Here is a 20,436-nt window from a genome sequence, read left to right as displayed (position 1 = left end):
TAAATGAACATGCGGATTGTATTCTAGCTGAGAACCGAAGGTGTGGAGTGTTGCCACAACCCCAGCTTGTATATGGTGCTTTCTAAAAAAATCTAATAGTATCCGTGCAGCTTCATCCATTAATCCTTTTAAAAGCTCCTTACGATACTTCTCCTTCAGAAAAATCTCACGTAAACCTTCATCGATCGTGAAGATGACGTGTCGATGCGTCACTGTAAACAGATCGTTCGCCGCAACCTCTGCCCACCGTTGACTTTCCCCAGTTGCACAAGTTGGACAAAATTTCCCTTTACAACGAAAAGCCACTTTCTTTACATCATGGCATCCTTCACAGACAAATAGACGATAACCTTTTTTAAGGTCACCACAATCGCGAAACTTCTTCACTTCTCTTTTCACAACGGATCGAATCCTTCTCGTGTACCTTTGATTGAATTTCTCCCAGTTTTGATATTCATCAAAGAAAATGGCGTGTAAAATATTGGGTTTCATATCTCCAGTTTAATAGGAAAAAGACCAGATGAAAAGCGGTCAAAAGATTGATGTATCAATCCTTTGACCGCTTAAAATGTTATACTTCCTTTAATGTTAAAAAAACAGCTAAGTTCTACTCAGCTGTTTTCTCTTCTACCATTGGGATAAAAATTCTAAAGATGGTACCCTTGCCGACAGAGCTTTCGACACTAATACTCCCTTTATAACTTTCTAAAAGTTTGTGAGCGATTGATAGACCCAGTCCATTTCCGCCTTTTGTTCGAGCACGAGCTTTGTCGACGCGATAAAAACGATTAAACACTTTATCAATGTCTTCGTCTGGTATCCCCTCACCAAAGTCCTGAATCGCAATCTCAAACTTATTTAAGGTTGATGAAACTGATATATGAACCTCTTTACGATCAGTTGAATACTTCACAGCGTTATCTAAAACAATAATTAGAATCTGCTCCAAATGATTACGATAAATCTTCAAAATTCTTTCACTATCTAAATCATCATCAAGGGTGAAGGTAAACTCAGGGTAAAGCAGTTTAAAGTTGTTAAATACTTGATTTGTAACTTCTTTGGCTTTAGAAGTCTCATTCCCGTAATACACATCTACTTGTTCGGCCCTAGACAAATCGAGCATTTCTTGTACCAGGCTCTTCATCCGAACAAGTTCCTGTAGACTAGCCTGAATCGACTCGTCCAAAATCTCTGGATCGTCTTTCCCCCAACGATTCAACATATTCAGATGTCCCTCAATCACTGCAACTGGTGTCCTTAACTCATGAGAAACATCTTCCACAAATTGCTCCTGCTGCTCAATATACATCCGAATACGATCAATCACATCGTTAAAGATGACGGCTAAATCAGATAGCTCGTCATTTGTAGTAATCTCAGGTACGTGAACTTCTGCCTGTGGGTCTTGTCTGATGATTTCCATCGTATCTCGCAGAATCTTCACAGGTTTCAGGAAGTACGAAGACAATAAGAAGCCTAAGAAGCTGCTCAGAAGCAGCGAAACAATTTCTAGTACAATCAATGTCAACAATAACTTACTGCGCATCTCGTAAAAATCGGATAACTCATAAAAGACTTGTGCATACCCGATTTTCTCACGTGTTTTTTTTGAATAGATTGGTTCTACTGATAAGAACCCGTTCTTTTCATCTACAGTCACGATTGTCGGTTCTTTGCGTTTTGTCTGAACTAAGGGTTGATAGTTTTTTTGTGTTTTAAAAATTAGCTTTTTGTCTAAATTATAGATATCTAACGATAATTGACGTTGGCCTAATTCTGAGATAAATTCGTCAATCCGCATCATATTGCCCTCTAAGGTCATGTTTTGATCATACATGGCATTATCCCGTGCACCCGATTCGGTTAGCGTTCGATAGGTATTTACCAACGTTAACTCCTCATCCGCATTCGCTAAACGGGAAGTGACTTCAGAGATTGTGCGTTCAACGTTGTTTCTTTCTTTCGTTACGATCAGATTGACCGAAGACTTATAGGTGATCACAGCGAAGATCGTAAATACCACGAATATAAAGAAAGAACTTGTAAAGGCCCACTTGATGGTGAGTGAGGGCCCTTTCAGTTCTCGTTGTTTCTTGATAAATTTTCTCATGAGCGCATAACGTAACCAGTACCGCGGACAGTTTGAATATAGCTGTCTTCTCCTGGTACATCAATCTTATTACGCAGATAACGAATATACACATCCACCACGTTTGTTTCTACTTCTGTTTCGTAGCCCCAAACCTTGTTAAGCAAAACATCACGGGCAAGTACAACATTGACATTTTCCATAAGCGTCAATAGTAATTCGTATTCACGTTTAGTTAATTCAATGATTTCATTTCCGCGACGCACGACACGGTTTTCTTTTTCGATCGTTAGGTCACGATAAGTAATCGTCGTTTGTTTAGCAACATTCTTATCGCCTTCAATATCGATTCGACGAAGCAAAGCACGTAAACGTGCTAGCAATTCTTCAATCGCAAATGGTTTGACGATATAGTCATCGGCACCATGATCTAAACCCGAAACACGGTCGATCACAGAGTCACGGGCTGTCATCATGATGATTGGTGTATTTTTTACTTGTCGAACACGGCGGCAAACTTCTAAGCCGTTCAATTCAGGCAGCATCAAATCAAGTAAAATAGCGTCCCAGTCACTTTCTAATGCGGCTTCAAGTCCTGTTCTACCATTATAATGAACTTCTGTATCATAGCCTTCGTGCTTCAATTCTAGTTCGACAAAACGAGCTAGATTTTTCTCATCTTCAATGATCAGAATATTACTCATTTTTTTAGTTCCTTTCCAAGTTGAATTTCATTAAACCTTTATCATTATAGGGCTAAAACTGTCAAAAAGCTATAGTTAGTTCGCGTAAAAGTTATAAATAACTTCTGCTATTCTTCGTGGTACCAGCTATAGTGATAAATCCCTTCTTTATCAAGGCGTTCATAGGTATGTGCGCCAAAATAATCGCGTTGAGCTTGGATCAAGTTCGCCGGTAAACGTTCAGCACGGTAAGAATCATAGTAAGTGATAGCAGATGAGAAGGTTGGTACAGGAACCCCCGCTTGAACAGCAATCGCAACAACTTCGCGAACCGCTTGTTGGTACTTGTCAGTAATTTCCTTGAAGTAATCATCTAACATCAAGTTTGCCAAATCGGCATCCTTCTCATAGGCATCCGTGATCTTTTGTAAGAAGCGTGCACGGATGATACAGCCAGCGCGCCAAATTTTCGCGATGTCGCCAAATGGTAAATCCCAACCAAATTCTTTGGAAGCGGCACGTAACTCAGAGAACCCTTGTGCATAGCTCATGATTTTGCTGAAGTACAATGCTTCACGGATTTTTTCGATCAATTCTTGTTTGTCGCCGTCATATTTATAAGGTGCCGGTCCTGATAAAACTTTGCTGGCAGCCACACGTTCTTCTTTATACGCAGAAATGAAACGTGCGAAGACGGATTCAGTAATTAATGGAAGCGGCACACCTAAGTCCAATGCGCTTTGAGAAGTCCATTTTCCTGTTCCTTTATTACCAGCTGCATCTTTGATTACATCAACGATCGCCTTATCCGTACCTTCGTCATCTTTACGAGTCAAGATATCCGCAGTGATTTCGATTAAATAGCTGTCTAATTCCCCTTTATTCCATTCTGAGAAAACATCAGCCATTTCTTCTACAGACAAACCAAGTAGGTTTTGCATCAAATCATATGATTCAGCGATTAACTGCATGTCCCCGTATTCGATACCGTTATGTACCATTTTTACGTAGTGACCAGCACCATTTGCGCCGATATAAGTGACACATGGTTCGCCGTCTTCTGCTTTTGCAGCGATTTGTTCAAAGATTGGAGCGACTAAGTCATAGGCTTCTTTTTGTCCGCCTGGCATCATTGAAGGGCCTTCTAATGCGCCTTTTTCACCACCAGAAACACCAGTACCAATGAAGTTGATGCCTGAGTTCGCTAATTCTTCGTTACGACGAATCGTGTCTTTGAAGAAGGTATTTCCTCCATCGATCAGAATATCGCCTTTATCTAAATGCGGTAATAGTGATTGAATTGTTGCGTCAGTCGCTGGACCTGCTTGAACCATTAGTAAGATACGACGCGGAGTTTCGATTGAAGCAACAAATTCCTCGATTGAAAATGTCGCTTTTAAGTTGCGATCAGGATGTTCTTCTACTACCGCTTCGGTTTTTGATCCAGTACGATTATACAAAGCCACTGAGTACCCGCGACTTTCGATATTCAATGCTAGATTTTTCCCCATTACGGCCATACCTACGACGCCGAATTGTTGTTTTGACATAATTATCCTCCTAGTTCGAATTGATGTGCAGATTTTTCTATAGGAAAAATAAGGTGGCTTCTCACCACATGCAATCTTCTACTGATTATGTATTTACACCAAGTAGAGTTAGCATCCTATAATACTCAATACGATTCTCATTATATCCTAAGAAAGTGAGAATGGAAAATGAATAGTGTTTTTAATCTAAAAAGCCTTGATAAAACCTGCCAATCCTTATAAAAACGATAGATTTTTCGCAAATATGACAAATTGTTATCTCGCCTAATTCCAAGAAAAAAACCTCAAGACTCCATGGTTAGTCTTGAGGTTTTGACTTTCTCTATTAAAAAGTGCTTATGCTTCTTTAGACATAACATCTTTTCCATCATAGTAGCCACAGTTGGCACATACGTGATGGCTCTTCTTCATTTCGCCACAGTTAGGACATTCGTTTAATCCTTTAATGGTCAATTTGTAGTGAGTACGACGTTTGTTCTTTTTAGCTTTTGATGTTTTTCTAGCTGGTACTGCCATTGGGTGTTACACCTCCTTATAAAATGAAGTATCATTTACTGATACATTTTATTCCAATCTTACTTGTCATCTTCTGATTCATTGAATAACTCAGATAATTTCGCAAGACGAGGATCAATTGTTTCAGCCGATTCCTCTTTCTTCTGCAAGTACGCTTCTTCACTGATAACTTCCCAATCATTGCCTTTTGGCATGTCAGAAGATTTCAGTTCTTCTTCAGTAAACACCTGCAGCGGAATCGCTAATAAAATGTTATCTTCGATAGAATTGGTTAAGTCGATCGTATCATTGTCTAGGACAAGGATCTCTTCGTCTCGTTCTTCTTCCATAGAAGACCATTGCTCCCGTGTCATGAATACTTCGTCCACTGACAGATCAAGTGGCAGATCAACTGGTTCCAACGAGCGGGCTGAAGGAACAGTTACAATAGTTTTCAACCGATAATGTAAAATATATTCATTTTTTCCGACAGATAAGATTCCTTCCACAGTAACCGGAGTCACTGCTAAGACTTCATTATCACGGGCTGTCAATGCGTCATTCACATCGATCGTTTCTGAAAAATTTAGTGCTTCTTCTTTATAGCGGCGCAATTCGCCAATCGACCATTTCATTATTCATCACCTCTAAGCAACAATCGATATTATACAGGTGGAAAAAACCTTTGTCAATGAAATTTTCTTGACACCCCGAAAGGCTGTACGAACTCGGTCAGATTTTGAGCAATAAGACTATAATCATTCTAAATTGCCAAGAAACACGGTGAGCGTAGAGAACCGATGTTGATTGGTACCTACTTGGCGCTTTTCAGATTTCGAATGATTTTCGCTTATTGTTGAAAAATCTAGTTCGGGAAGCCAGACACCCTTAAAAGCTAGCTCAGAAAGCTGGATATCAAGAAAGGCTGTACGAACTCGGTCAGCTTCGCCAGTTATTCTTCACACTTTAGCGTGGTTAGAAAAATTCTATCTACTTTACTGAGCTAGATAACATACGTCCATCACAAAAAAATAATCAAGTCTGATCCCCTGTATCTTTCATAGAAAAGGACTGTGGCATGAATGCCGCAGTCCCGATATTTCTTGTTGGAACAACTATCTAGTGTTTAGATCGCTGTTGTTTGTCCACGGTACACGATTCCACGACGAGGATCAACAGTGACTAATTCACCATCAACAACTGTGGAAGTCGCGCTATCTGCACCAACTACTACTGGGATATCTTGAGCGATACCGACAACTGCAGCGTGTGAAGTCAATCCACCATCTTCAACGATCAAAGCAGAAGCTTTTTCAATTGCAGGCATGTAATCTTTGTCAGTTGTTGGAACAACTAAAACCATACCGTCTTTAGCTTTTTTGATTGCTTCTTCAGCGTTTTTAGCAACAACTGCATGAGCAACAACTGTTGATTCACCGATACCTTGAGCTTGTAATAATTTAGAACCGATCATTTGAACTTTCATTACGTTTGTTGTTCCACGTTCACCAACTGGAACACCAGCAGTAATCAAGATCAAGTCGCCTTCTTTAGCAAAACCTAAGTCAACAGCTTTTTGAGCAGCTAAATCGAACATATCGTCTGTTGTTGTTGGTTTTTCAGCAACTGTTGGGTATACGCCCCAGTTAACCATCAAGCTGCGTTTTGTATGTTCGTCAAAAGTTACTGCCAAGATGTCAGCATCTGGACGGTATTTAGAAATCATACGTGCAGTGTGACCTGATTCAGTCGCAGCAACGATTGTTTTAACACCTAAGTTTTTCGCAGCGCGAGCTACTGAAAGACCAATTGTTTCTGTTACGTTTGATTTGTCGAATTCGTTGATTTGGAATGATCCTAGTTCTGACAATGCAGATTCAGCTTCCATATCGATACGAGCCATTGTGCCAACAGCTTCAACTGGGTATTTACCATTTGCAGATTCACCAGAAAGCATTGTAGCATCAGTTCCGTCAAATACAGCGTTGGCAACGTCAGATGCTTCCGCACGTGTTGGACGTGGGTTTTCTTGCATTGATTCTAACATTTGAGTCGCTGTGATAACTGGTTTACCAGCGTAGTTACATTTTTTGATGATACGTTTTTGAACCATAGGTACTAATTCAGGAGCGATTTCAACACCCATGTCTCCACGAGCGATCATGATACCATCAGAAACTTTGATGATTTCGTCGATGTTATCGATTCCTTCTTGTGATTCAATTTTAGGGAAGATATGCACGTGTGTCATATTTTTTTCTTCAAGGATTTCACGAATATCAAGAACGTCTTGTGCTTTACGTACAAAACTTGCAGCGATGAAGTTAATGTCGTTATCTAGACCGAAACGAATATCGTCTGCATCTTTTTCAGTGATACCAGGTAAGTTGATTGAAATACCAGGAGCATTTACACCTTTACGAGAACCTAGCATACCAGCATTTTTAACTAGCATGATCAATTCGCGGTTTGCTTCGTCTTTATCAATGATTTCCATGTCGATTAAGCCATCATCGAATAAGATATGTCCGCCGATATGTGCATCGTCGAATAAGCCTGGGTAAGTAACAGCGATTTTTTCTTTCGTCCCTTTATGTTCTGGGTCCATTGAGATACGTGTTTTATCGCCTACGTTAAATTCAATATAGCCAGCACGGCCGTAGTCTGCATCAGTTGTATCTTGAACAGTTGTACGGATTTCCGCACCTTTTGTATCTAAAAGAATACCAACATCTTTACCAGTCTTTTTCACTGCTTCACGAACCATGTTCATACGTGTAAGTTGTTCTTCGTGATCTCCGTGTGAGAAGTTGAAACGGAACACGTTAGCACCAGCTTCAATTAATTCTGAGATTGTTTCAACTGAGTTACTTGCTGGTCCTAATGTACTAACGATCTTCGTTTTTTTCATTACGTAATACGCTCCATTCTTGTTTCTTGATTGTTTATAATATATAGCTCTACACTATTATTAACGAGTTTAAAATGAGATTTGATGATTTAATTCGTACAATGACAAATCTGGTTTGTGCTTGTTGTTTTCCAACGTTTCTACGATATCAGAAGCAATCACTTCATTTTCTTCGATACCGATACATAATCCGCCTTTACCTTCTAACAATAAATCAACGGCATATGAACCAAATTTGCTGGCTAATACACGGTCGCGGGCACTTGGTGAGCCACCACGAACCACGTGACCCAACACACTCACGCGTGTATGGAAGTCGCCGTATTCAGCTAATTTTTCAGCAAATTCATTTCCGCCCATGACACCTTCAGCCAAAATGATCAAGCAATGTTTCTTCCCGCGGTCACGGCCTGCTTGGATTTTCTTAGCGATACGTTCCATATCAAAGTCATGTTCCGGAATAACGATTTCGTCCGCACCACCGGCAACACCAGACCATAAAGCGATATCGCCTGCGTTACGTCCCATTACTTCGATGACGAAAGTACGTACGTGTGAAGTCGCTGTATCACGAATGCGGTCAACAGATTCCAAGACAGTGTTGATCGCTGTATCAAACCCAACAGTGAAATCTGTTCCAGGGATATCATTATCGATTGTGCCTGGGATACCAACAGCAGGGTAGCCATGTTTCGTCAAGGCTAATGCACCATGATAAGAACCGTCACCACCGATGACAACTAATCCTTCAATACCGAATTTTTTCAATTGTTCGATCCCTTTTAATTGCCCTTCTTCAGTAGCAAATTCTGGGTAACGAGCTGAATATAAGAAAGTTCCGCCTCGTTGAATCTTGTCGCCGACGTCAGCAACATCCAAACGACGAATATCACCAGCAACTAGACCAGCAAAACCATAATTGATGCCATAAACTTCCATGCCTTCAAAAATCGCTTTACGAACGACCGCGCGAACGGCAGCGTTCATTCCGGGAGCGTCTCCTCCACTTGTTAAAATTCCAATGCGTTTCATTTTCTCACCTCATAAGTATTCTCAAAAAAACATACATCGTTTAATTCATGGTACATTCTACCAAAAAACATCCCAAAAGTCTTGGGATGTCCACGGGAAAAAGCGGTATTTTGCAAAAAGTTTTTGAAAGTTACAAGAAATCATCTTATTACGACGCTTTGTTCCCCTAATATGTCACGTAAAGCATTTATGAGAGTGTCATTAACCCCCACCCAAAACTTTTTATCCAGCACAATCTTCCGTCGATTTTTTTCATAGAAGATCACAACTGGAACTTTTCCAGGTGACAGTTGAAGTCTTTCGGCAATTCCCTGCTGAATTTCAGGAGAATCCTGTTCTGCCTGCACACGCAAATACAAAGTTTTATCACTGATGTCCTCTTCTGCTACTTGCGCAAGAGTCATTTCTTCCACTAATAATTGGATCGCCTGATCATACTTACTGCGCTCCACTTTACCTTGGACGAGATAGACTTTTTCTAACTCAAGCTCTTTGCGTAAACGTCGATAGGTTTGCGGAAAAACCGTTAAGGAAATTTCGCCGCTTTGATCATTGCCTGTTAAGAAGGCCATCTGTTCACCCTTCTTCGTTCGAATCTCACGAATATCTTTTAAATAGAAGAGAATTTTCCCGTGACTGCCGACAGTTAGTTCAGAAATCGGTTGTAAATCCTTTTGCTTCAGCAGTTTAGGAAAGTTTTCAGTTGGATGACCTGAAACATAAAGACCCAGATACTGTTCTTCATAATTCAAACGCTCTGCCAACGTATAATCCTCAGACGGCCTTTCCTTCAAACTCATCACATCTAGTAAGGAGATGCTGCCGCCGCTATATTGTACATTTTGAATTTTCCCCTCCAATCCATCGGCCAATTCACGACGGTTGGGATGCAACTCATCAAAAGCACCAATGAAAATCAACGGTGCGATATACTCATTTTTCAGCCAACGAGTTTCGATTCGCAACAGGAATTGATCCAAGGACTTGAAAGGTCCTTCCTCTTTGCGGGTGGTCAAAATATCACTGACAAAATCACGACGCATACCCTTAATGGCGTCTAATCCAAAACGGATCAGGTCTTTTTCTACCAAAGTAAAACTGTAGCTGCTACGATTAATATCCGGAGCTAATAATTTCACACCTGCTCGATTAGCTTCGGCAATATATTCCCGCAATTTCTTTGGATCATTCCGGACTGACTGCATCAACGCAGTGTAAAATGCTCCGGGATAATGAACCTTCATATAGGCCATTTGATAACCAACAAAGCTGTAAGCTACCGAGTGGGATCGGTTAAACCCATAATTGGCAAAACGTTCGATGTAGTCATACACCTCTTCGGCACTCTTCTGACTGTGTCCGCGACCGATCGCACCACCAACAAAATGACGCCTTTCTTCATCTAATAAGTCTTTTTTCTTTTTACTGACAGCGCGGCGTAGGATATCGGCTTCGCCTAAGCTAAAGCCAGCCATTTGAGCGGCCACCTGCATAATTTGTTCCTGATAAACAATAAAGCCGTAAGTCGGTGCCAAGATTTCCTGCACCGAGACATCAGGAAAAGTCACTTGCTCCTTGCCATTTTTTCGAGCAATAAACTGATCAATAATTTGCATCGGACCTGGGCGATACAAGGCATTCACCGCTACGATATCTTCAAAGGATGTTGGATGCAGATTTCTTAGAACTTTACGAATACCCGCCGATTCAAATTGGAACACGCCACTGGTCTCGCCTCGCTGGAACAAGGCAAGCGTTTCTGGATCATCTAAAGGTACATTTTTCAAATCCAGCTCTTCATGATACACGCGGCGAATATTTTGCTGAGCATTATCAATAATGGAAAGATTCCGCAGTCCTAGGAAATCCATCTTCAATAGTCCGATAGCTTCCACATCAGACATCGTAAACTGGGTTAACAAAATATCCTCCGAGCCATTTTGCAGCGGTACAACACTGATTAAGTTCACATCACTGATCACTACTCCGCCAGCATGAGTGGAGACATGCCGTGGCAAGCCCTCTAAAGTCAATGCTGTTTGGAACAGTAATTTACTTCGTTCATCATGAGCGACTAATCGCTTTAGTGGTTCAGATTTGTTATAAGCCTCTCGTAAAGTAATTTTCAACTGATTTGGTATAGCTTTTGACCAGCGATTAGCTTCACTTTGAGATAACCCGAATACTCGACCGACATCCCGCAATACCATTTTTGCTGCCATCGTTCCAAAGGTTGCAATCTGAGAAACATGGAAGTGTCCATATTTTTCGTGAACATAATGAAGAACTTGGTTACGACGATTGTCAGGAATATCCAGATCGATATCGGGCATGCTGTTTCGTTCAGGATTTAAGAAACGCTCAAACAAAAGATTGTATTTGATCGGATCAACATCGGTAATACTTAACACATAGGCCACTAGCGAGCCTGCCGCTGAACCCCGTCCAGCGCCAGAGACGATCTTGCTGCGATGCACATAATCCATCACATCCCAGACGATCAGGAAGTAATCATCAAAGCCCATGTTATGGATGATTCCTAATTCACGAGTCAGCCGTTGGCGGTATTCCTCTGTCACCTCACCGATTCGTTCAGGTAATTTCTGCCAGCAAAGCTCCTGCAAATAAGCATCCGCTGTCTGCTGATTCGGTACTGGATAATGTGGCAGCAATTTCTGATGCAAAGGCAAGTCAAATTGACAAACCTCTGCTAAATGCTGTGCATTGGCCAAAGCTTGTTTATCTTCAAAACCAGCGATTAGTTTCCCCATCTCCATCAGATAATTATCGCCTAATTGATTCGTTAATTCCTCCCGAGGAAGCTGAGTACCGTTTTGAATGTGTCCCATAATTTTTATCGCGAAGGCTTGTTCCGTTTCCAAACATGCCACCTCGTGAAGTGCTATTTTCGGCCAGCTTTCTGACAATTCGGAGGTCTTTGTTTTTGATGAAATCCCTAGATAAAATTCCCCGTTAATAAGGTCAGCGATCTGTGAGAAGACTGCTTCACTTGGATCATACAAGTTATCTACTGGTAAAACGCTGATTAGATTTTTCGCATCAATATTATAATCAGCTAAGCTCAGCGGCTTTTCAGACATCATCCGTGTGCTGGATAGACGCATTAACTCCTGATATCCAGCAACATTTTTCCCATAGAACACGATTTTTTCAATTGACTCTTCAAATGTGAAATCCAATTCCAAGCCAATGATTCCAGTCATTTGATACTTTTTGCAAGCATTAAAAAACTCGACCGCGCCGTATAAAACATTCTCATCCGTAATCGCAATCGCAGAGTACCCGCGTTTCTTGGCTGCTAAGACATATTCTTCTATCGTTAACGTACTTTTCAATAATGAATAGGAAGTTTTCGTATAAAGTTGTGGTATTTGCATGATTTCCTCCTATTTAACGTAATTATTTTTGTCGATGAATCAACTAATAAGTATAGCACGAAATTTTTGGCGCTAAAACTCAACAAAAATTACCTGTTTTCTATTTAGATTTTCCGCTTATTTTCATAGGCCTTTTCTTTACATTTTCAAAAAAAATGCTAAACTGAACCTAGATATATTTGCGAAAAGAGGTGCTCTTGATGAAATATCTAGTTACATTATTTTGGGCTTTCGCAATTGGACAAGCCGTTTGTTACCTAGGCGGTGCCTTGCAAAGTGCTTCTTATAACTTTGAATTATCTACGATTATTTCTCTAATTGTTGGAGTTATCGCACTTGTTGCGGCGCGTTTTGTTTCACCAAAAAAAGCCAAAGCATAGACAAAACCAGTTACTATATTGTAACTGGTTTTTTGTTTTTTTCCTAGTTGGAAACGATTGAAGATTATTTATCTAATTTCCACCTTAAATGATAGTTTCGAAAAATTGCATACGATTTTTTCTTATTTTAAAAATCCTTTTATATTACTCTATCAAAATGTTTCAATGCCAAGCATTCCACCGCATATCTAAACAACACAATGTAAAGTGCAATAGTTATAAAATTCTTGAATGACAAGTTCGATAAATACTGTTTTGGTACAAAAATATTTATCGAATACAACAGTGTGATATTTAATGAGATAGTACTATAATATTACTGTATTAGCCTTATTTTTAACAAGTTTTCATCTTTCATCATTCTTATATTTTCTTGTCTTTGATTTATTGAAATTCTCACTCAAAATTATAAATACGATCATACTGAAAGCATAAAATACTGTGATTATTTTTCCCAACATCTCTAATACCGTAAATTAATCCTCCTTAATTCTTTATGTAACTACTTCGTTATATAGCTAAAACAAAAAATCCTTTCCTCTACTCTTAGATGGTGTAAACAAAAAGCAGAGAAAAGGATTCAATTATAAATAAAACGATATCTCCGAACTAGTAATTGTTCGTAGGATTTAAACCGCTATTCGTTTTCGCGACTATGTTTTTCTGAAGAATCAAACTGCATTTTCTCGCCGAATTTTCCCAACCGTTGATCACGAATTTTATCAACAAGCGCTACTATTTCAGTGTCTCCGGAATGACAGGCTCGATGCACCTCGGCAGAAACAGTCAATAGATTCTGCTCATAGTCGGTTCCGTTTTGTGAAACGTAAATTAAATGATGGATGGCCATTTCACCGTTACTCACGGGAAGGCGTATGCCATGATGATTGTATTGAGCCAGATCTGCCCTACTTATTTGACAGAAGAACTGATCACGGCACGCAATTCGATAAGGCAGGCTCGCCATATGGCGTTTCGTAAAAGTGGTTTTTGAATAATTGCGAGAGCAGCTATCCTTGCAAAATGAACGCCGTCCCTTCGGCAAACGTTGACCACACCATTTACAGCTTGTCAGATTTTTTCGTAAATCACATTGATTGAAACCTAAAGCCTCGCCGAATTGCCGTTCATACTCGGCTAGGCTCAACCAGCTTCGTTGATAGCCAAAGTCCTTTTGACGTAACTGACTTCCCTTTCCTATATAGAGATGCTTTTCCGGTAAGGCATGAACAAGTCCGGCCAAAGCTGCTTTTTCCTGATTTGTTGCCTGTTTTCTATTAGAAAGCTTATGCAGCTCTTGACCATCGAAGGCATAAATTCCGCGGCAGCGAAAGCAAATACATAATGCTTCCTGTGAATCATCCTTCAGCAAAATTTCTAGCTTTCGTTGACAAGTTGGACAATTAGCGCCCACCATTTTAACACGTTTGTAAGACATAAAAACTCCCTTTATAATTCGTTTTTTTCGCCGCCTCGCCATCAAAGAAAGCTATCATATTTACCGGCAAACAACGCTTGGCGCTCTGAAAAAACTAAGTTCTTTACAAAGCTTGAAGAAACCTGCCCCACCCAAACACTCATTAACGGTAAAAGTCGAATGGCTTTTAAATAAATCTTGACTTCCTGCCTAAGCCTAACACCTTTGGCAGTGCTGTGACAAGCTATTATCCATCTTTAACCAACTAAAAAGACTGTCTCAAACGAACAGCCTTTTATACAAAATAAATTTGATTCCCCTCAGTTTGACTACTTTTTCTACGAATCGAGGCGGCATGGTATTTTTTGATACTGTCTGTATCTTCCAAAATAATTACCTTTTCTTTAATCGGACTCATAGAGCCACTGCTGATTTTATCCACAAGCTCATTATAACTAGTATTTGAAATAGTTACTGAAGGATGAAACTCACTATGCTCCTCTGTTACAATTCGAACAGCTCTGCGGTTAACTTCATCTTCTTTCTTCGTCCAATAATATCCACATAAAATCGAATGAATCTCCTTGACCTCATAGCAGAGCCAATTTTCTTCCTCCAAAAGACGTACCACATTGATATAAACGGCCTTTTCAGCTGTCAAAAAAATAAACTTCGCATCACTAGGACCAAACAGTTCCCATAATCTTGAAGTAGTAGGACTTTTGACAGGCGTTGCTACCCAGATATTGATGCTCTTTTCATGACCAGCCCAAAAAATCGGATCCTTTTCATCAAATAAACCAGCAATCCTCGCAACAAGCATTTCCATTAGAAACTTATCCTTTTTATACGTTAGCTCTTCGCCTTCAGAGTAATAGCACTGCTTCAGTTCTCGCAAAATAGTTTCTTCATTCGACATGGGTACCCCTCCCTGTTTTTCTAACACTTTCATCCCTCCATACATTTTTCATTAGCTTTGCTTTCTTCAATTAAATGATGTCGCAATCTTACTAGCCATACAGTCCAAAATATCTATAATTTTTAACTTAAATAAAGTATAAAAGTAATAGATAGCGTCTTATCAGTAAACAATTCTTCTTAATCAAACAAAATAGTCATTTTCCATTTTTAAGATTTTCTTAGTAATTAATCACTAGTTCCCTAAGAAAAACGGGATTATCCAAACTGATAATCCCGCTCACTATCCTATTCTTCAACTACCTTAAATCTTTGTCTTGGTCACTAACAGTTTACGAAAATTAAAAACACTTAAAATAATATTCCCAAAAACACATGCGCTGGTGACTAGGAATACTGCTGGATAGCCCATCGCATGGGCTACAGTCGAGCCTAGCATTGGCCCGATGACCTGACCAAAATTGTTAAACATTTGATTGTAGCTGAAAATACGACTAACTCCTTCTGGTGGGCTGATTTTGCTGATAAGAGTATTGATTGAAGGCATCAACGCGCCGGTTGAAAATCCTAGGAAGAAACGTAAAACACCAAGTTGGAAAGGTGTTTTAACAAAAGCCATTGGAATAAAGCAAAGTAAAGATAAGACTAGACCTGCCAACAAAACTTTGTGATTCCCGATTTTATCTCCGACTTTACCCAACGTTGGTGAAGAAGCAATTGCTGAAACGCCAGCGATTGAAACAATAAACCCACTGATAACTAAAGCGTTACTGCTGGAGCCGCTCAGGTCCCGAATATACAGCGTCAAGATCGGACTAATGCTAGTAGCTCCGACCTGCAAAATCAGGGAACTGATAAATAGGCCAATCAGAATCGGCATATAATTAATTCGTTTGCGCAATTCCGCCATACTGATGACATCTTCCTTTTCGATAGGTTGGAAATTTTCTTTCACCATAAAAACCGTCAAGAAGGTACAAATCAGCAAAATAACTCCGGTAATAATGAAGACATTCCGTAATCCGAACCATTGCGCCAACATTCCGCCAATCAAAGGACCAATTAAATTTCCAGCAACTCCGCCTGTCGCAAGTGTTCCCAATGCCCAGCCACTTCTTTGACGCGGGACCTGAGAAGCGATCATCGCTGTCGCGTTAGGGGCATAACCAGATAAGACACCGGTCATAAAACGCATAATCAGTAACCAATAAACATTCGGCACAAAAGCCAGCGAGCCCATTGTGAGAGTCATTCCAGCTGCCGCACGAATCATCATTAAGCGCCGCCCTTTCCGATCCGCCAGATTTCCCCAAATCGGAGAAACAATTGCCGCCGCAAAGGCTGTTACCGAGATCGCCAATCCAGAAAACAACTCGACTTGACTTTTCGGTGTTCCCAGTTGTTCAATGTAGACTGGTAAAAAGGGCATAACCAAACTGAAACTGGCACCAGTAAAAAAACAACCGATCCATGAAATCAAAAGATTTCGTCGCCAATTGATTGCCATCTTTTTTAATCCCCTTTCTCTACATTTTCTATGCCTATACTATAGCAGAATCACCGGAAAAAGACTTTTTTCTGCCCTCAGGGACTTTGATAATTTTCTAATATTTTCTGATTATTTAGGCGCTACGGTTGCGTTTTCTAATGGATGTGCTAGACTAAAGCAAAATCGGAATGCTGCTTTTTTCTTGCTTAAGCAAGATTGCCAGATGGGTATTATGTACTGAGAATTCGCTCTGCCTTTCTCAGAAAAATAAATAATAAATACAAAGTAGGAGTTTTTTTATGAAAAAATTGATAGCGATTGATTTAGATGGTACAACCCTAAATCAAGATTCTATAATTACTGATAAGACAGCAAAAACTCTGCGCCGAGCGATTGAAGATGGTCACTCAGTTGTGATCGCTACCGGACGTCCTTACCGCATGAGTAAAAACTTTTATCAGCAATTACAATTAACTACGCCGATGATTAATTTTAACGGCGCGCTTGTTCATCTTCCTGGGAAGAAATGGGCAGATGAACAGGAAACTTCTGTTAATCGGAAGATTGTTTTCGATGTAATGTCGGAAAAGAAAAACTTGAAGCTAGATTTCATCGCCGCTGAAAACCGCGAGACCTTCTTTATCGATGATTTAAATTTCTTCGATCAGCATTTCTTCGCCAGTGATTTTGCAACAAATGATAATTTGTTAACGATTAATACTTTACGAACAAATCCAACGTCTGTTCTATTACGCAGCCAACCTGAAAATGTCGGCAGTGTTTCCGAGGAATTAAAACAGCAATTTGGACATGAAGTTGAAGTCAATACTTGGGGCGGTCCAAATCCGATGTTGGAAGTCGTAGCTAAAGGGATTCAAAAAGCTCATGGACTTAAACGGGTGATTAATAGTCTTAACGTGCAGCAAGAAGATATCTTAGCATTTGGCGATGAACACAACGATGTGGACATGTTAAAATTTGCCGGCTGGGGTGTTTCCATGGTAAACGGGACAGATCAATTAAAATCTGTCGCGGATGATATCACGGAAAAGCCAAATAGTGAAGACGGTATGGCCGATTACTTAACAAAATATCTAGACCTATAAAAAAGCATTTTCGTGAAATCGGGCATGAATATACCCGCTGTAAAGCGATTCATTCATGTGAAAATTTTATACTTTCCTTATAAAAATTGAGGGGGAAATCAGATGATTTTCCGCCTCAATTTTTTTGTATGGTTTGAAAACATAAAAAAGAAATTGACCTTTAATAAGCCAATTTCATTTCAGACTGAATTTCTATTTATTTTACCACGGTATATTCATCAATTGTTTTGCCATCCTTGTCCTTGAAGACGAGCCAGCCATTCGTTCCGGCATAATAAAGAAAGATACCGACTTCATTCACACTCTTAAAGATTATATCCTCTGTTGTTGTATAGTTAGAGATTTTATCGGCATAATCCGCTCTCAATTTTTCAGTTAAGCGTGCACTAAATCCCACCGAACCATCTTTGTTCAAAGGCATTTCCTGTGTTAATTTCGCACCAGCCAACAGCCGCATTTCATTGCGCTTTTGCCAGATAACTTCCCCTTTTGCATTATTATAATCAATATAAAATGGAATTTCGTTGACTTGCTTATTCCAGCGATGCTGAGCCTTTGCTGGTTTAGCCTTGACTTTTTTATTCTCAAAGCCAAAGGTAGTTAATAGCTCGAAAAGTCGTTCCTGATGTCTTGCTACAATAGGATAGCGGTTCACGGCAATTTTTTGCTCCTCAAATAACCCGGCCGTTTTCAGCGCGTTTTTTTGCCAAACCTCCAGCATTTGTTGAGCTAATTCACGGCCTTCAATATCCCACGGAACACTGATCGTTACCAGACTGTCCGCTTCCTTCAGGATTTTTTGGTCAATCGTCTGACCATAATCCACCGACTGCGCTTCACGGCCTTTGAAATACAGTACAAGCTGATCCTTAGTCAAGGCAGGCACCTTTTTCAAGTTGCGAAAAATCATCATCGTACCCTCTTCATCAAACTGGATGCTGGTTGTATCATGATCAATCTCCACTATTAATTTCATCATGGGATTTCCCTCAAATCTTTTTTCTTTAGCATAGTAAAAAAGTTTGATCGAGTCGAGTGATAGGCCTCAGCGAGTCAAAGAAAATCCCTGTCTAAATTTTGATAAAAATGGTACAGAACATTTTACTCAATGATCCACCTCATACCAACGTTGGATTTTTTGATGAGCTGAACACAATGATTACTCTCGTTTACGAATTCGCTCGAGTAACCGCTTTCGTTTTTTCTTAGGTTTTGCAGGTGGAGATTCCTTGTTCACCGCAGCGACGATCGCTTCCTGTGGTGCCTCTTGCGTGCGTTTTCCGGTGACAATCAGCTTCGCTGGGACGGATTGATCGTCTGCCTCGATAGTCAATGGTTCGATTCCCGCGGGAAAACACGCATTGATCAGCATGAATGCTTGACTCTCATTCAAATCCCACGAATGGTAGCCACTTGGCAGCTCAATTGTTTGGACGAAGCGATTCGGCTGCGGCCATTCTTCTGTAATGGTTAAATCCTCCGGAATCCGAATCGTTTCCGGAATTTCTCGATTATTATCAGGTGTCTTCGCCTGTTTTATTGGTTCTTCCATTGTTTGGACAGCTGCTGTTTGGTCCGTTTGAGACTGTGCTGATTTTTTGGCAGCTTTTCCATCATTAAAAATGGTTCTTTCTGTTTTTTTGATGATTTTGGCATGGCGGACTTCCTGAAATAATTCAACGCCATTTTTTTCAAATAGTTTTAGTTTCGTCAATTTTGTTAGTGAAGCTTTGATCTCTTCTGCTGATTTGGATAAATCAACATCCTTTATGCGCAGTCGATGGGATTTGCCATCGCTTTTGCCGAATTCTGCTGCTAATGTATAGGTTGTTTGCATGTTTTTAGTCCTTTCTAGTTTCTTTTATCTCGTTATTTTCTCCATTTTTTCCGCAGGTCCTCGTCATGAGCCGACCAATCCTGCCAAAGGTTCTTTAATAAATTGTGTAAACAAGGTCTTCAGCTTTTCCACAACATAGGTCTTTGCTGGAAACAATTTGATTTCTAATAAGCGCCATTCCTTCTTCTCGAAGTATTCTGTAAAAAACAGATAGTAGCGGCGCAATGAACGATTCGAACGTGTCCGCATAAAAATGTGACGCACAAGATCGGCTAGTACAAAAGCGAAATCCGCCTCTGTTAATTCTTCTCGTACTTGAAGCGCTATCAAACATTCGAGCGCGCCATCGCCATCATTTGTGTCACGATAATACTGACTAATACGTTTTTCTAAATTCTTACGTGTTAAAGTGAATAGTTGGGACTCACTTAAGCCATAATTTTTCATTGATTTATCTCCTTTTTCAAAATAATACTTGTAACTCCTTTTTTAACCCACTGGTGACACCCACTCACCAACCAGAAACATTACTTGTCCACCCTTGAGGAAACCATAAGCCTTTTTCTGAGTTACTTCAACATCAATTTTTTTATATTTTTTAAAAAATAATTAGGGTTTAAGTGGAAAAACTGAATTTTCCGTCATAAATTACAATTATTTCAGCATTTCAAAAAACCTTTTGACCATTTTTAGTAGACGTAAATAACGAAAAAATATGTTTTCTTAATTAGAGGAAAGTATAAATCCCTCACATGAAGGAATAATAGGTATATTCATGACCGACTGCACGAATGAACTTTTCTACACAAGCTATGCATTGAGTTACTGCTAAACGCCGTTAAGCAGAACTAGCATGTCGACAATAAGCAAAAATACTTCAAGATTTTAAAAGCTGTTCTTAATAAAAGCCCCAAAACAAAGAGCTGATCCAAAAATCTCGGTTCTATAATATTTTGTGTTGGTGGAAAATCGAAGGCGATTTTCTACTAACACTTTTTTCTTCGTTTCAACTCAAAAAGAGACTCACTTTTGGTAAAATTTAGTCGACCAAAACGTCACCCTACCAAAGGAGTCTCTCAATGGATAATCATACTAGAAAATTACTCGGATTAACAGATAAACATTTAT

At 39.8% G+C, this 20,436-nt stretch carries 17 protein-coding genes; 2 read left to right on the top strand and 15 right to left on the bottom strand.

Annotated elements, in window-relative coordinates:
* The 9 genes from OMU_RS22685 to OMU_RS22645 all read right to left on the bottom strand — a co-directional run.
* On the bottom strand, positions 1-492 hold a 492-nt coding region (locus tag OMU_RS22685), incomplete at its 3' end, for an IS91 family transposase (RefSeq protein WP_040006415.1).
* 115 nt (positions 493-607) lie between these two features.
* Positions 608-2,113 (bottom strand): HAMP domain-containing sensor histidine kinase, encoded by a 1,506-nt coding sequence (locus OMU_RS22680; protein ID WP_016182176.1) that lies wholly within the window; start codon positions 2,111-2,113, stop codon positions 608-610.
* Positions 2,110-2,796 (bottom strand): response regulator transcription factor, encoded by a 687-nt coding sequence (locus OMU_RS22675; RefSeq protein WP_010740068.1) that lies wholly within the window; start codon positions 2,794-2,796, stop codon positions 2,110-2,112. The genes OMU_RS22680 and OMU_RS22675 overlap by 4 nt, the downstream gene beginning before the upstream one ends.
* A 107-nt stretch (positions 2,797-2,903) precedes the next feature.
* Positions 2,904-4,325, bottom strand: coding sequence for an NADP-dependent phosphogluconate dehydrogenase (gene gndA / locus OMU_RS22670; RefSeq protein WP_016182175.1), 1,422 nt, complete (start codon positions 4,323-4,325; stop codon positions 2,904-2,906).
* A gap of 336 nt (positions 4,326-4,661) precedes the next feature.
* Positions 4,662-4,841, bottom strand: coding sequence for a 50S ribosomal protein L32 (rpmF, locus tag OMU_RS22665; RefSeq protein ID WP_010740070.1), 180 nt, complete (start codon positions 4,839-4,841; stop codon positions 4,662-4,664).
* A 59-nt stretch (positions 4,842-4,900) separates the two neighbouring features.
* Complete coding sequence (locus OMU_RS22660) at positions 4,901-5,455, bottom strand: YceD family protein (RefSeq protein ID WP_016182174.1); 555 nt, start codon at positions 5,453-5,455, stop codon at positions 4,901-4,903.
* 491 nt (positions 5,456-5,946) lie between these two features.
* The gene (gene pyk / locus OMU_RS22655; RefSeq protein WP_016182173.1) at positions 5,947-7,731 is read right to left on the bottom strand and encodes a pyruvate kinase; all 1,785 of its coding nucleotides are present in this window, start codon (positions 7,729-7,731) and stop codon (positions 5,947-5,949) included.
* 69 nt (positions 7,732-7,800) lie between these two features.
* Positions 7,801-8,763 (bottom strand): 6-phosphofructokinase, encoded by a 963-nt coding sequence (pfkA, locus tag OMU_RS22650; RefSeq protein ID WP_016182172.1) that lies wholly within the window; start codon positions 8,761-8,763, stop codon positions 7,801-7,803.
* A 140-nt stretch (positions 8,764-8,903) separates the two neighbouring features.
* Complete coding sequence (locus tag OMU_RS22645) at positions 8,904-12,161, bottom strand: DNA polymerase III subunit alpha (protein WP_016182171.1); 3,258 nt, start codon at positions 12,159-12,161, stop codon at positions 8,904-8,906.
* Positions 12,162-12,361: 200 nt separating this feature from the next.
* Between OMU_RS22645 and OMU_RS22640 the strand changes: the two genes are divergently transcribed.
* Complete coding sequence (locus tag OMU_RS22640; protein ID WP_016182170.1) at positions 12,362-12,541, top strand: YjzD family protein; 180 nt, start codon at positions 12,362-12,364, stop codon at positions 12,539-12,541.
* 637 nt (positions 12,542-13,178) lie between these two features.
* On the opposite strand, the gene OMU_RS22635 is transcribed toward OMU_RS22640, so the two are convergent.
* The 3 genes from OMU_RS22635 to OMU_RS22625 all read right to left on the bottom strand — a co-directional run bounded on the left by OMU_RS22635 (position 13,179) and on the right by OMU_RS22625 (position 16,383).
* Positions 13,179-13,979 carry a zf-TFIIB domain-containing protein gene (locus OMU_RS22635; RefSeq protein ID WP_016182169.1) on the bottom strand — a complete coding sequence of 267 codons (801 nt, stop codon included), beginning with the start codon at positions 13,977-13,979 and terminating at the stop codon, positions 13,179-13,181.
* A 274-nt stretch (positions 13,980-14,253) separates the two neighbouring features.
* Positions 14,254-14,910, bottom strand: a complete 657-nt coding sequence (locus OMU_RS22630) for a hypothetical protein (protein ID WP_218064620.1) — start codon at positions 14,908-14,910, stop codon at positions 14,254-14,256.
* Between the two features lie 270 nt (positions 14,911-15,180).
* The gene (locus OMU_RS22625; protein ID WP_016182167.1) at positions 15,181-16,383 is read right to left on the bottom strand and encodes a multidrug efflux MFS transporter; all 1,203 of its coding nucleotides are present in this window, start codon (positions 16,381-16,383) and stop codon (positions 15,181-15,183) included.
* Between the two features lie 281 nt (positions 16,384-16,664).
* On the opposite strand from OMU_RS22625, the gene OMU_RS22620 reads away from it, so the two are divergent.
* Positions 16,665-17,471 carry a Cof-type HAD-IIB family hydrolase gene (locus tag OMU_RS22620; RefSeq protein WP_016182166.1) on the top strand — a complete coding sequence of 269 codons (807 nt, stop codon included), beginning with the start codon at positions 16,665-16,667 and terminating at the stop codon, positions 17,469-17,471.
* Positions 17,472-17,667: 196 nt separating this feature from the next.
* Here the strand turns inward: OMU_RS22620 and OMU_RS22615 are convergent, their stop codons facing one another.
* The 3 genes from OMU_RS22615 to OMU_RS22605 form a co-directional block, all read right to left on the bottom strand.
* Positions 17,668-18,450 (bottom strand): DUF4357 domain-containing protein, encoded by a 783-nt coding sequence (locus OMU_RS22615; protein ID WP_016182165.1) that lies wholly within the window; start codon positions 18,448-18,450, stop codon positions 17,668-17,670.
* A 180-nt stretch (positions 18,451-18,630) separates the two neighbouring features.
* A complete protein-coding gene (locus OMU_RS22610) occupies positions 18,631-19,308 on the bottom strand; it encodes a DUF2922 family protein (RefSeq protein ID WP_016182164.1) in 678 nt (225 codons plus the stop codon).
* A gap of 63 nt (positions 19,309-19,371) precedes the next feature.
* On the bottom strand, positions 19,372-19,755 hold the full coding sequence (locus OMU_RS22605; RefSeq protein WP_016182163.1) for a hypothetical protein: 384 nt from the start codon (positions 19,753-19,755) through the stop codon (positions 19,372-19,374).
* Positions 19,756-20,436: the final 681 nt, after the last annotated feature.

This window comes from Enterococcus avium ATCC 14025 (assembly GCF_000406965.1).
Lineage (GTDB): Bacteria > Bacillota > Bacilli > Lactobacillales > Enterococcaceae > Enterococcus_A > Enterococcus_A avium.
This window is presented reverse-complemented; position numbering and strand designations above follow the sequence as displayed.

Bases quoted from the DNA above. Each gene is read 5' to 3' on its own strand.
- OMU_RS22680 (WP_016182176.1), bottom strand. From the start codon at position 2,113: ATGAGAAAATTTATCAAGAAACAACGAGAACTGAAAGGGCCCTCACTC.
- OMU_RS22675 (WP_010740068.1), bottom strand. From the start codon at position 2,796: ATGAGTAATATTCTGATCATTGAAGATGAGAAAAATCTAGCTCGTTTT.
- gndA (WP_016182175.1), bottom strand. From the start codon at position 4,325: ATGTCAAAACAACAATTCGGCGTCGTAGGTATGGCCGTAATGGGGAAA.
- rpmF (WP_010740070.1), bottom strand. From the start codon at position 4,841: ATGGCAGTACCAGCTAGAAAAACATCAAAAGCTAAAAAGAACAAACGT.
- OMU_RS22660 (WP_016182174.1), bottom strand. From the start codon at position 5,455: ATGAAATGGTCGATTGGCGAATTGCGCCGCTATAAAGAAGAAGCACTA.
- pyk (WP_016182173.1), bottom strand. From the start codon at position 7,731: ATGAAAAAAACGAAGATCGTTAGTACATTAGGACCAGCAAGTAACTCA.
- pfkA (WP_016182172.1), bottom strand. From the start codon at position 8,763: ATGAAACGCATTGGAATTTTAACAAGTGGAGGAGACGCTCCCGGAATG.
- OMU_RS22645 (WP_016182171.1), bottom strand. From the start codon at position 12,161: ATGCAAATACCACAACTTTATACGAAAACTTCCTATTCATTATTGAAA.
- OMU_RS22640 (WP_016182170.1), top strand. From the start codon at position 12,362: ATGAAATATCTAGTTACATTATTTTGGGCTTTCGCAATTGGACAAGCC.
- OMU_RS22635 (WP_016182169.1), bottom strand. From the start codon at position 13,979: ATGTCTTACAAACGTGTTAAAATGGTGGGCGCTAATTGTCCAACTTGT.
- OMU_RS22630 (WP_218064620.1), bottom strand. From the start codon at position 14,910: ATGAAAGTGTTAGAAAAACAGGGAGGGGTACCCATGTCGAATGAAGAA.
- OMU_RS22625 (WP_016182167.1), bottom strand. From the start codon at position 16,383: ATGGCAATCAATTGGCGACGAAATCTTTTGATTTCATGGATCGGTTGT.
- OMU_RS22620 (WP_016182166.1), top strand. From the start codon at position 16,665: ATGAAAAAATTGATAGCGATTGATTTAGATGGTACAACCCTAAATCAA.
- OMU_RS22615 (WP_016182165.1), bottom strand. From the start codon at position 18,450: ATGATGAAATTAATAGTGGAGATTGATCATGATACAACCAGCATCCAG.
- OMU_RS22610 (WP_016182164.1), bottom strand. From the start codon at position 19,308: ATGCAAACAACCTATACATTAGCAGCAGAATTCGGCAAAAGCGATGGC.
- OMU_RS22605 (WP_016182163.1), bottom strand. From the start codon at position 19,755: ATGAAAAATTATGGCTTAAGTGAGTCCCAACTATTCACTTTAACACGT.